Here is a 13,211-nt window from a genome sequence, read left to right on the forward strand (position 1 = left end):
TATCAGTGCCGGCGTGACGGTTCCCTGCCGTCGCGGGACTGCGGGTTGGACTCAGGACCCGGGGTCACCTCTGGTCCCGCCTCCGGCGCCTGACCGGCCGTTCCACGGTTCAGCCGCCAGACGGCAAGGACGATCAGCCCCACAGCGATGAACGCCAACAGCAGGAACGTGTACTGCCGCATGGCCCACAGAATGCAGGCGGCCACCCCGGCCGCGCCCCACCAGACGAAGAGCCGTTCCCCCAGTCCAAGGCCTGCCACGAGCAGCAGGGCGAGGAGCACCAGGACCCACAGCTGCTGCCCACCGTTACCGCCGACCACTATGCCCAGGCCGCTCAGCGAGAGCAAAACAGAGGCCGCGCCCACCAGGAACCGGCCGGCAGCTTGGTTGCCGGTGAAGTAGCGCAAGCCACCGAGGACAGCGGCCAGGACCACGTACCACTGGACAACCCAGAACGGACTGGGAAAGTCGGTCAATAGCCGGCCTGTGCGACCTTCAGGTGCGTCCAGTTCGAAGATGGCAGCACGCTGGATGGCTACGGTGAGGAGCAACGCACCCACCTCAAGGGCGATCCGTCGCGCCCTTGTGGGTGCCTCCCTGTAGGAGACACCGACGGCGGCGGCCAGCACGGCGGCCGCCGTCCAGGACGTTGCATCGTGCCGGATTCCGACGAAGGCCACCAGGACGAGGCCGAGGAAGGCCACACTGGCAAGCGACCAACGACGCACCGGCTCGGCCTGCAACGGGCCGCTGCGCATGAGCCGCACAGCATAGTGGGCGGCCGAAGCCACGCCCGCGCCGGTCAGCCATGGCAGGAATCCGCCCCAGACGCCAGGGACATCCTGATACGCCTCCGCTGCCAAGGCGACGGACCCGCCGAGCGCAGCCACGGCTGCCGGCGGATACGCGACCGGCAGATCCTCGATATGCGACGCGGTAAAGCACACGGCCGACAGGACCAGTACAGCCGCTCCCGTCACCCCGTCGGCCGCCAACGGCGAGATCAGCAGCCCAACACCGGCAAATGAGCTGGCGGTAACCAGCCAGAGCCAGTTTTCGACGTCCGCGTCGCCAGTGGTCTGTTGGTGACCATTCTGCTCGTGCCCGTTCTGAGTGAACCCGTTCTGCCGGCCCGCGTTCTGCCGGTGTCGCAGGATGCCGGCAGCGGCAGCAAGCAGCGCACCACCCAGCAGAGTCACGGCAGTGCCCGTGTGGCTCAGGACCGCGGTCACAAGGAACGTCCCGCCGAACGTGAACAGCGGGCCCAGGGCCAGCACGCCGAACAGCGCCGCATACACAGCGAAGTAGCGGGCTCCGTAGGCACTGAAGAGTCTTCTGGCCACCACTGCAGAGACCAGCAGAATCAGTAGTTCCAGCAACACCACCCAGCGGCCGCCGTCGTCGTCCTGCGCCAGCAGCCCGACGCCACCCGGCCTCGTCACGTACGCCAGCGGCAGCAACGCCTGCCCTGCCATGGTGATCCAGACTGCAGCCTGCTGGAAGGGGATGTCAGCCAGCCGTGAGCGCACCACCCAGCGGACGGCATGCTGGGCCGCGAGCACCAGGGCGAAGGTCACCGAAACCACAGTGGGCGAGGCGGTGATGTCGTAGCTGAGGACCAGCGCGAGGCCTGCTGTCAGCACGCGGGCCGCCACAAAGTACCAGCCTTTCCTGGCCCGCTGTTGCTCGGCCACCACCATCAGCGTGGAGTAGACCGCGAAGATACCCAGGATCAGTTCCACCCGAAGTAGATCGCCATCGCTGAGGACCAGCAGCACAACAAATGCAAACGGGGCCAGCCAGACTGCACGCGCCTCCCGGCGGAGAACGTACCCCGAAGCCGCCGCGCCTAGGGCCACGAGTCCTGCAGCGGAGGTTCCCTGCCAGTCTGCGGAACCTGACTGCAAAAGGCTGGCAATGCCGCCCAACTGGAGAAGGAGCACTGCGCCCGCGTCAGCAAGAATCCCGCGGGGAGCACAACGGCGGACGGCAGCCACCAGCGGAAGGGACAGCTGAAGTGCCAGCACAGTCACCAGGACCGTCGCCGGACGGAGCACTTCGTCCGCGATGACCACCGGACCGCTGTCCTGCTGCAGCTGGTGAAAGGCTGTCAGGGCAAGCACTGTGGCTGCCGCCCTGGCGAACCACCAGTAGGCCCAGCGGTGTTGGCGCAGGGGCAGACGCATCGCAGTGATGATCAGATACGCCACCACCAGCAGCAGCGACACGTTTCCGGCGCCTTGTGAAACGGCCTGGAACGCGACCGTCGCCGCCACTACGGAGATACCCAGCGGCAAGGCCTCCCAGACCGTTGCAACCCAGTCCCGTTCCGTGGCCGGCCGTGGAACCAACAGGGCGCCGATAGCAAAAGCCGCAGCAAGCTGGATGAGCAGGCCTACGGCCGTCAGGCCGTGATCCGGCGAGGTCTCAATGAACGACAGCCCGACCAGAACCAGAGCACCCCCGGCACCAAAGAGCACCAAGGTGGGCTGCGGCGCCAAGGTCCGCACCCCGAAGCGCTGCAAGAACGCAGTAAGGAGCTGCTGGCACACCAGCGCCACCAACAGCGCGAACACGGATGCCTCGGCCCGCCCAGGACCGTCATCCAGCACCGCAGCGACGGTTACGGGGACTGCAAATGTAAGGGCCAACCGGGCACCCAGAACCAACCTGCCACGGAAATCACCTGCATCAAAGGCCCCGCGGATCGCCCAGAAGCCGGCGGCCAGCAGCAACATGCCGGCGAGCGGCCACGCGCCCATCGAAGGCGAAACTATGCCAGCCAAGACCAGTACGGCCACTGGCGCCCATTCGGCCCGGCCAGCCCACCTGGCTGCCAGCACCATGCCCGTGGCCAACGATAAGGCCAGCGGCACCCACATCGGCACCGTTGTACCCGCTGCGACTGAACCGTAGCCGTCCATAGTGCGGAAGAAGCCGACAGCGGTCTCCTGAACGCTGAACGCCGTGGTGGCAGCGAGTTGCAGAGCAAACATGGCCCGGGCATCAACCTGCCAGCGTTCTCCAGCGGCGTTTGGGCTGTTGCCGGCGGCGGTCGAGTCTGCCTGTTGCTGTGGGAACCACGCGGTCAGCCTGGCCGACAGAAACGCCAGCCCCACTGTCTGCGTGGCGAACAGTAGGCCGGCGGCGAGCAGGGCGTCGGTCCCGCGGCCGGTCAGGTGCCAGATCTCGACGGCGGCAGCTACAGTCAGGGCGGCCCGTGCCGCATAGAAGTTGATCAGCCGGAACCGCCCCGGAACAGCGGCCATGAGGGCAAAATAGACTCCGCACATCCCGATGACCAGCGCGTACTCAGCTTTGTCCAAGTGCAACGGCACGCAGGTCGCGGCGACGGCAACGGCCGGAACCACCAACGGGTGCAGGACCATCAGCGGCCTGACGTACACCGGCGGCAGCCAACGCGGCCGGGCAAGGGAAATGCCAGTTAGCAGCACGGCGACGGCTATGAGCGCAGAGAAATACCAGACGAGCGCGCCACCCAGGATTGAAACGCCAGCGAACGCTGTGGAAGCCACAAACGTGAAGGAAAGGTACACGAGAACCCTGCTCTCCAGCCGGACCGCCGCCGCAACATAAGCCGCGGTACCGATCAGCGACGTGATCAGCCAGGCAGACGGGCCGTGATGCAATGCGAAGTTGTACAGTGCCAGCCCGGTCACAGGAACCAGGGCAAGCCCGGTGCCGGTGAACGCCACGGCAGCAGGCTTCAGCCGCGGGACCCGGGCGTGCAGTACAAATCCTGCGCCATAGAAAAGAGCCGTGACTGCGCAGACGCCGGCAAAGCGCAACATGGGCGGAAGGCTGGTGCCGATGAAGAGTGCTGCGGCAGCCACCAGCAGCAGGCTGGCCACATACAGCGTGATGTTGATGTTCTGCCGGTCCCGCATTTCACGGCGGGCCCGGCGCTCAACCGGTGTCTCCGGATGTGTGTGGAACGAGGCGGCCGGGGACTGTGGCGGAATCCTCGGCGGCACCGGCGCGGTGGGCGACGGCGACGATAACGGCGCCAAAGGCGACGGCGGCACCAGGGAGATCCTGACGTCGGCGGGCACCGGAGCGGCCGGCGTGGGCACACTGCTGGCTACCGCCGTCGTACGCTGCCCCAGGGGCGGGCCCTCCCCCAGCCGTGAGTCGGCGTCGGCAGAACTTGGCGATTGTGTGGCCCCCGGACTTGGCCGGCCGGACGCCTGAAGCTTGGCCACGGCGTCAAGCCACCCCTGAAGGTGACCGGCGCGGTACCCCGCTTCATATGATTCGTCCCTCACGGCGATCCCCTTTCCAAGGGCAGGCCTGCCTGCACAATTAATCCATTGATTGGATTAATCGTAGCAAAGAACAGCCCCGCTGCACTAGCAGCGGGGCTGTTCCAAACTTCGCGTCAGGCCGTCAGACGGCGATCAGCTCCGTAATCAACAAGTAAATTACTTGATGATCTTGGTAACGCGTCCTGAACCAACGGTGCGGCCGCCTTCGCGGATAGCGAAGCCGAGGCCCTCTTCCATGGCGATGGGCTGGATGAGCGCAACGGTCATCTCAGTGTTGTCGCCAGGCATAACCATTTCCGTGCCTTCCGGCAGGGTGATAACGCCGGTTACGTCCGTGGTGCGGAAGTAGAACTGCGGGCGGTAGTTCGAGTAGAACGGGTTGTGACGTCCGCCTTCGTCCTTGGAGAGGATGTAGACGTTGGCCTCGAAGTCGGTGTGCGGGGTGATGGAACCCGGCTTGACGACAACCTGGCCACGCTCTACGTCATCGCGCTTCAGACCGCGGAGCAGGAGGCCACAGTTCTCGCCGGCCCATGCTTCGTCGAGCTGCTTGTGGAACATCTCGATACCGGTAACCGTGGTCTTCTGGACCGGGCGGATGCCGACGATCTCGACCTCGGAGTTGATGGCGAGAGTTCCGCGCTCGGCGCGGCCCGTTACAACGGTGCCACGGCCGGTGATCGTGAAGACATCTTCGATCGGCATCAGGAACGGCTTGTCACGGTCACGTACGGGGTCCGGAACGGACTCGTCAACGGCTGCCATGAGGTCCTCGACGGACTTGACCCAGATGGGGTCGCCTTCGAGGGCCTTCAGGCCGGAAACGCGAACAACGGGAGCTTCGTCGCCATCGAAGCCCTGAGCCGAAAGCAGCTCACGAACTTCCATTTCAACGAGGTCCAGCAGCTCTTCGTCGTCAACCATGTCCGACTTGTTCAGCGCAACCAGCAGGTAGGGAACGCCAACCTGGCGGGCAAGCAGAACGTGCTCGCGGGTCTGAGCCATCGGGCCGTCAGTGGCGGCAACCACGAGGATTGCACCGTCCATCTGTGCGGCACCGGTGATCATGTTCTTGATGTAGTCAGCGTGACCCGGAGCGTCTACGTGTGCGTAGTGGCGCTTCTCGGTCTGGTACTCAACGTGGGAAATGTTGATCGTGATGCCACGCTGGCGCTCTTCCGGAGCAGAGTCAATCGACGCGAAGTCGCGCTGCTCGTTGAGAGTCGGGTACTTGTCGTACAGCACCTTGGAAATGGCGGCAGTCAGCGTCGTCTTACCGTGGTCAACGTGACCAATGGTGCCGATGTTGACGTGCGGCTTAGTCCGCTCGAACTTTGCCTTTGCCACAGGTTCCTCCTAGAACGTTTTCAAATGACTTACCCTTCAACCGCGCTTATCGCGGCAGAAACTCAGGCAAGTCTACTTGGGGGGCTTTGGATTGGTGAAATTGCAGATTCAGGAACTAATACTAGTCCCTCGAGCCTGTTCGTGCAGATGGCCGGGGCCCGGCTTGACCGGACCCGGCCACCTGCACCAGGTGAGCTTCCGTCAACCGGAAACGCACCCGAGTTTTTTGCTGCGAAAGTCGGAAAGACTACTCGCCGCGGTTCTTCTGGATGATCTCGTCGGCAAATGCCTTCGGGACCTCGGCGTAGCTGTGGAACGTCATGGAGTACACAGCGCGGCCCTGGGTCTTGGAACGCAGGTCACCGATGTAGCCGAACATGCCGGACAGCGGGACGTGCGCACGGATGACCTTGACACCCTGTGCATCTTCCATGGACTGCATCTGGCCACGGCGGGAGTTGAGGTCACCGATTACTTCACCCATGTATTCCTCAGGGGTGCGGACCTCTACATCCATCAGCGGTTCGAGCAGGATGGGGTTCGCCTTGCGTGCGGCTTCCTTGAAAGCCATACGGCCGGCGATCTTGAACGCCATTTCCGAAGAGTCAACATCGTGGTAAGCGCCGTCAATCAGCGTCGCCTTGATGCCAACAACCGGGTAACCGGCCAGGACGCCGTCATTCAGTGCATCCTGGATACCGGCGTCAACCGACGGGATATATTCGCGCGGAATACGGCCACCAGTGACCTTGTTCTCGAACTCGTACAGCTCGCCCTCGGAAGTGTCCAGCGGCCCAATGGCAATCTGGATCTTTGCGAACTGACCCGAACCACCGGTCTGCTTCTTGTGCGTGTAGTCGTGACGCGCAACAACATTCTTGATGGTTTCGCGGTAAGCGACCTGCGGCTTGCCGACGTTGGCCTCGACCTTGAATTCGCGGCGCATGCGGTCCACCAGGATATCCAGGTGGAGCTCGCCCATGCCGGCGATGATGGTCTGACCGGTGTCCTCGTTGAGGGAGACCTGGAAGGTCGGGTCCTCAGCGGAGAGCTTCTGGATAGCCAGTGAGAGCTTCTCCTGGTCACCCTTCGTGTTCGGTTCGATGGCAACCGAGATCACGGGCTCCGGGAAGCTCATGGACTCGAGGACGATCTGGTTGCTGGAGTCACACAGGGTGTCGCCCGTGGTGGTGTCCTTCAGCCCGATCGCTGCGTAGATGTGGCCGGCGGTAGCGCCCTCAACAGGCATTTCCTTGTTGGCGTGCATCTGGAACAGCTTGCCGATGCGCTCCTTCTTGCCCTTGGTGGAGTTGACCACCTGAGCACCCGCTTCGACGTGACCGGAGTACACGCGGATGAAGGTGAGCTGGCCGAAGAAGGGGTGCGCAGCAATCTTGAACGCCAGAGCCGAGAACGGCTCCTCGGAGGAAGGCGCGCGCGTGAGTTCCTTCTCTTCGTCGCGAGGATCGTGACCGATCATCGGCGGGACGTCGAGCGGGTTCGGCAGGTAGTCAACCACGGCGTCAAGCATCGGCTGAACGCCGCGGTTCTTGAACGCGGAGCCACAGAAGACCGGGTAGAGCTCAGAGTTGATCGTCATCTTGCGGATGCCGGCCTTGAGCTCCTCGACGGTGAGTTCTTCACCCTCGAGGTACTTCTCCATGAGCTCTTCGGTAGCGTCAGCCACCGTCTCAACGAGGGCAGCCCGGTATTCCTTGGCCTTCTCCAGCAGATCCGCGGGGATCTCCTGGACCTCGTACTTGGCACCCATGGTGACGTCACCCTTGGAGTCGCCCGGCCAGACCAGCGCGCGCATTTCCAGGATGTCGACAACGCCGGTGAAGTCGTTCTCGGCACCGATCGGCAGCTGCATAACAAGCGGCTTGGCACCGAGGCGGCTGATGATCGTGTCTACGGTGTAGTAAAAGTCAGCGCCGAGCTTGTCCATCTTGTTGACGAAGCAGATACGCGGAACGTTGTACTTGTCAGCCTGGCGCCAAACGGTCTCAGACTGGGGCTCGACACCTTCTTTACCATCGAACACGGCAACGGCGCCGTCGAGGACGCGCAGTGAGCGCTCAACCTCGACGGTGAAGTCAACGTGGCCGGGGGTGTCAATGATGTTGATCTGGTTGTTGTCCCAGAAGCAGGTCACGGCGGCAGACGTGATGGTGATGCCGCGTTCCTTCTCCTGTTCCATCCAGTCAGTCGTCGAAGCGCCGTCGTGCGTTTCGCCGATCTTGTGGTTCACACCTGTGTAGAACAGAATGCGCTCGGTGGTGGTGGTCTTGCCAGCATCGATGTGAGCCATGATGCCGATGTTGCGGACCTTACTAAGGTCTGTAAGCACGTCCTGTGCCACGGTGTCTCCCTTTCGGATGGACTACGCGTTCGCCGCCGGCTCAGTCGAGCCGGCGGCGTCCGGGAAGTATTACCAGCGGTAGTGTGCGAAGGCCTTGTTGGACTCGGCCATCTTGTGGGTGTCTTCGCGACGCTTCACAGCGGCACCGAGACCGTTGGAGGCATCCAGGATTTCGTTCTGGAGGCGCTCGGTCATGGTCTTTTCACGGCGGGCCTTGGAGTAGCCAACCAGCCAACGCAGGGCGAGGGCGGTGGAGCGGCCCGGCTTGACCTCAACCGGAACCTGGTACGTAGCGCCACCAACGCGGCGTGAGCGGACCTCGAGGGAAGGCTTGACGTTCTCCATGGCCTTCTTGAGGGCTGCTACGGGGTCGCCGCCGGACTTGGCGCGGGCGCCTTCGAGGGCACCGTAAACAATGCGCTCTGCGGTGGACTTCTTACCGTCAACCAGCACCTTGTTGATCAGCTGGGTAACCAGCGGGGAGCCGTAAACGGGATCTAGTACGAGCGGCCGCTTGGGGGCCGGACCCTTGCGAGGCATATTACTTCTTCTCCATCTTTGCGCCGTAACGGCTGCGTGCCTGCTTACGGTTCTTCACACCCTGGGTATCGAGGGCGCCACGGACGATCTTGTAGCGAACGCCGGGGAGGTCCTTCACGCGACCGCCGCGAACGAGCACAATGGAGTGCTCCTGCAGGTTGTGGCCTACACCGGGGATGTAAGCGGTAACTTCAACGCCACCGTTGAGGCGCACACGTGCAACCTTACGAAGAGCCGAGTTCGGCTTCTTGGGGGTGGTGGTGTAAACGCGGGTGCAAACACCGCGGCGCATCGGGCTGCCGTTAAGCGCGGGAGCCTTGGTCTTTTTGACCTTAGGCGTGCGGCCCTTGCGGACCAGCTGGTTAATCGTAGGCACTCTCGTGTTCTCCGTTGGTTTGATCTCTACCTTCACGCTCAGGCGCCAGCCTGAACACAATGGTTTTGGCGTTGCTCCTTGCAGCTGCGGCCTCTGGAAACTTGCGTAGGCGTGCAAAAGCGTGGCATTCGTTGCGCACCTTACCCGCAACCCGGAAACAAGCTCCACCCAGCATCATGAGAACAAAACCAAAATGATGCTGCGGCGGCCTTCATCCACTGCCACACAGAACAATTACACAAAGTTTAGCACGGCTGGACCCGGGCCCTTAATCGGGTGTAGACGAAAGGCCCCGCCTCCACAGAGTGGAAGCGGGGCCTTTCAATGCAATCGACTAGCGGAAATCGTTGCCGAGATCGTAGTCATCCAGCGGGATGGCGTGGAACTCAGGAGCTCCGTCGCCGCCCAGGGAGTCGTACGAGAAGTCACTGAATGCGCTGGGGCCGGTGAACAGGTTGGCCTTCGCTTCCTCAGTGGGCTCCACGGTGACCTCGGTGTAGCGCGGGAGACCCGTGCCGGCCGGGATCAGCTTACCGATGATGACGTTCTCCTTGAGGCCGAGCAGCGGGTCGCTCTTGCCTTCCATGGCCGCCTGCGTCAGGACGCGGGTGGTCTCCTGGAAGGAAGCTGCCGACAGCCAGGACTCGGTGGCCAGGGACGCCTTCGTGATGCCCATGAGCTCAGGACGTCCGGAAGCCGGAGTCTTGCCCTCGGACACAACGCGGCGGTTGGCCTCCTCGAAGCGGCTGCGCTCGGCGAGCTCGCCGGGGAGCAGGTCCGATTCGCCGGACTCGATGACCGTGACGCGGCGCAGCATCTGGCGAACGATAACCTCGACGTGCTTGTCGTGGATACCGATGCCCTGGCTGCGGTACACGCCCTGGACCTCGTCCACCAGGAACTTCTGCGCGGCACGGGGACCCATGATGCGCAGAACCTGCTTGGGATCCACCGGACCGTTGATGAGCTTCTGGCCTACTGTGACGTGCTCGCCATCCTCAATGAGGAGGCGTGAACGGCGCAGTACCGGGTAGGCGATCTCTTCAGAGCCGTCATCCGGAGTGATGACCAGGCGCATCTGGCGCTCGGACTCTTCGATGGCGATGCGGCCGGCTGCTTCAGCAATCGGTGCGACACCCTTCGGAGTACGGGCTTCGAAGAGCTCCTGGATACGGGGCAGACCCTGGGTGATGTCGTCGCCACCGCTGGCGGAAACAGCACCACCGGTGTGGAACGTACGCATGGTCAGCTGGGTACCGGGCTCACCGATGGACTGTGCGGCGATGATGCCGACGGCCTCGCCGATGTCCACGGTCTTGCCGGTGGCCAGTGAACGGCCGTAGCACAGGGCGCAGGTGCCGACGCTGGACTCACAGGTGAGTACGGAGCGGACCTTGACCTCGGTGATGCCGGCTGCGAACAGCTCAGCGATAACGACGTCGCCGCAGTCGGTGCCGCCGGCCGCAAGGACATTGCCCTTGGAGTCCACAACATCAACAGCGAGGGTACGGGCGTAGGCGCTGTTCTCGACGTTTTCGTCCAGGACCAGCTCGCCGTTGGCGTCCGGCACGGCGATTGCCGTGACCAGGCCGCGCTCGGTGCCGCAGTCCTCTTCGCGGACGATGACGTCCTGCGACACGTCCACCAGACGACGGGTCAGGTAACCCGAGTTGGCGGTACGCAGCGCGGTGTCAGCCAGACCCTTACGGGCACCGTGCGTGGCGATGAAGTATTCCAGCACCGACAGGCCCTCGCGGTAGGAGGACTTGATGGGACGCGGGATGATTTCACCCTTAGGGTTGGCCACCAGGCCACGGATACCCGCGATCTGACGGACCTGCATCCAGTTACCACGTGCACCGGAGGACACCATGCGGTTGATGGTGTTCATCGGCGACAGGTTGTCACGCATCACCTGGGCGATCTCGTTGGTTGCCTTGTTCCAGATCTCGATCAGTTCCTGGCGACGCTCGTCGTCGTCGATCAGGCCCTTGTCGTACTGGCCCTGGATCTTGGCAGCCATGGTTTCGTAGCCGGCGAGGATCCGCGGCTTGTCCTTGGGTACCTCGATGTCCGAGATGGCGACCGTAACGCCTGAGCGGGTGGCCCAGTAGAAACCGGCGTCCTTCAGGTTGTCCAGCGTTGCCGCCGTGACCACCTTCGGGTAGCGCTCGGCGAGATCGTTGACGATCGTGGACAGTTCGCCCTTGTCCGCAACGTTCTCAACCCACGGGTAATCCGCCGGCAGCGTCTGGTTGAAGATGACCTGTCCAAGGGAGGTCTGGACGAGCACGGTCTGACCCGGCTCGTAGCCTTCCGGAGCTTCCCAGCCCGCGTACGGAACGAAGCCTTCGAGACGGATCCTGACCTGCGAGTTCAAGTGCAGCTCACGGAGGTCGTAGGCCATGATGGCTTCGGCAACCGAGGAGAAGACGCGGCCTTCGCCAGCTGAACCGACACGCTTGGTGGTCAGGTGGTAGAGACCGATGATCATATCCTGCGAAGGCAGGGTGACCGGACGGCCGTCGGACGGCTTCAGGATGTTGTTCGAGGACAGCATCAGGATGCGTGCCTCAGCCTGGGCCTCGGGGCTCAGCGGCAGGTGGACTGCCATCTGGTCGCCGTCGAAGTCAGCGTTGAAGGCGCCACAAACCAGCGGGTGGAGCTGGATTGCCTTACCTTCCACAAGCTGCGGTTCGAACGCCTGGATGCCAAGGCGGTGCAGGGTGGGTGCACGGTTGAGCAGCACCGGGTGTTCGGTGATGATCTCTTCCAGCACGTCCCAGACCTGCGGACGGTAACGCTCAACCATGCGCTTGGCCGACTTGATGTTCTGTGCGTGGTTGAGGTCAACCAGGCGCTTCATCACGAACGGCTTGAAGAGCTCCAGTGCCATCTGCTTGGGCAGACCACACTGGTGCAGCTTCAGCTGCGGGCCGACGACGATGACCGAACGGCCGGAGTAGTCAACGCGCTTGCCGAGGAGGTTCTGGCGGAAACGGCCCTGCTTGCCCTTGAGCATGTCGCTCAGGGACTTCAGCGGACGGTTGCCAGGACCGGTGACCGGACGGCCGCGACGGCCGTTGTCGAAGAGGCTGTCAACAGCTTCCTGAAGCATGCGCTTCTCGTTGTTGACGATGATCTCCGGGGCACCGAGGTCAAGCAGGCGCTTGAGGCGGTTGTTGCGGTTGATCACACGACGGTAGAGGTCGTTGAGGTCGGAGGTCGCGAAGCGGCCACCGTCCAGCTGGACCATCGGGCGCAGTTCCGGCGGGATCACCGGGACGGCGTCCAGCACCATGCCGAGCGGGCTGTTGTTGGTGGTCAGGAACGCGTTGACCACCTTCAGGCGCTTCAGGGCGCGGGTCTTGCGCTGGCCCTTGCCGTTGGCGATGATGTCGCGCAGCAGGTCAGACTCGGCCTGCATGTCGAAGTTCTCAAGGCGCTTCTTGATGGCTTCGGCACCCATGGAGCCTTCGAAGTACATGCCGTAGCGGTCGCGCAGCTCGCGGTAGAGGCCTTCGTCGCCTTCGAGGTCTGCGACCTTCAGGTTCTTGAAACGATCCCAGACCTGCTCGAGCCGCTCGATCTCGGCGTCGGCACGCTTACGCACGTTGGCCATCTGACGGTCCGCGGAGTCGCGGGCCTTCTTCTTGTCGGCAGCCTTGGCACCTTCACCTTCGAGGCGCGCGATCTCGTTTTCGAGGTCACGGGCGATCGTGGCGATGTCGGAGTCGCGGTTGTCGATCAGCTGCTTCTTCTCGATGTCGTGCTCAACCTGAAGGTTGGGCAGTTCCTCGTGGCGGCTGTCGGCGTCGACGCTGGTGATCATGTAGGCAGCGAAGTAGATGACCTTTTCGAGGTCCTTCGGTGCCAGGTCAAGGAGGTAGCCCAGGCGGGACGGAACACCCTTGAAGTACCAGATGTGCGTGACCGGGGCGGCCAGCTCGATGTGGCCCATGCGCTCACGGCGGACCTTCGCACGGGTGACTTCAACGCCACACCGCTCGCAGATGATGCCCTTGAAGCGCACGCGCTTGTACTTACCGCAGTAGCATTCCCAGTCGCGGGAAGGGCCGAAGATCTTCTCGCAGAAGAGGCCGTCCTTCTCGGGCTTGAGCGTGCGGTAGTTGATGGTTTCCGGCTTCTTAACCTCGCCGTAAGACCAGCCACGGATGTCATCCGCGGTGGCGAGGCCGATCTGCATGAGGCCGAAGGAGGATTCGCTGGACATATGGTCCCTGTTCTCTCTTGTTCTCTAAATTCTGAAGTCTTGGTTACGGGAAGAGGGAGGTGATGT

The 13,211-nt window shown here is 63.1% G+C and carries 6 protein-coding genes; all 6 read right to left on the reverse strand.

The features are described from left to right. Positions 1 to 2: 2 nt before the first annotated feature. Positions 3 to 4,286, reverse strand: a complete 4,284-nt coding sequence (locus NG701_RS18145) for a hypothetical protein (RefSeq protein WP_252569504.1) — start codon at positions 4,284 to 4,286, stop codon at positions 3 to 5. 156 nt (positions 4,287 to 4,442) lie between these two features. Beyond that, the gene (tuf, locus tag NG701_RS18150; RefSeq protein ID WP_056344396.1) at positions 4,443 to 5,633 is read right to left on the reverse strand and encodes an elongation factor Tu; all 1,191 of its coding nucleotides are present in this window, start codon (positions 5,631 to 5,633) and stop codon (positions 4,443 to 4,445) included. A gap of 247 nt (positions 5,634 to 5,880) precedes the next feature. Then, entirely contained in the window at positions 5,881 to 7,995 is a 2,115-nt protein-coding gene (gene fusA / locus NG701_RS18155) for an elongation factor G (protein ID WP_252569506.1), read from the reverse strand. Between the two features lie 69 nt (positions 7,996 to 8,064). Then, complete coding sequence (gene rpsG, locus NG701_RS18160; protein WP_011692813.1) at positions 8,065 to 8,535, reverse strand: 30S ribosomal protein S7; 471 nt, start codon at positions 8,533 to 8,535, stop codon at positions 8,065 to 8,067. A gap of 1 nt (position 8,536) precedes the next feature. Next, positions 8,537 to 8,911: a 30S ribosomal protein S12 gene (gene rpsL, locus NG701_RS18165; protein ID WP_011692814.1), complete on the reverse strand. Its 375-nt coding sequence runs from the start codon at positions 8,909 to 8,911 to the stop codon at positions 8,537 to 8,539. Positions 8,912 to 9,245: 334 nt separating this feature from the next. Then, positions 9,246 to 13,145 (reverse strand): DNA-directed RNA polymerase subunit beta', encoded by a 3,900-nt coding sequence (locus NG701_RS18170; protein ID WP_252569509.1) that lies wholly within the window; start codon positions 13,143 to 13,145, stop codon positions 9,246 to 9,248. Between the last annotated feature and the right edge of the window lie 66 nt (positions 13,146 to 13,211).

The organism is Pseudarthrobacter cellobiosi, assembly GCF_023913815.1.
GTDB lineage: Bacteria > Actinomycetota > Actinomycetes > Actinomycetales > Micrococcaceae > Arthrobacter > Arthrobacter cellobiosi.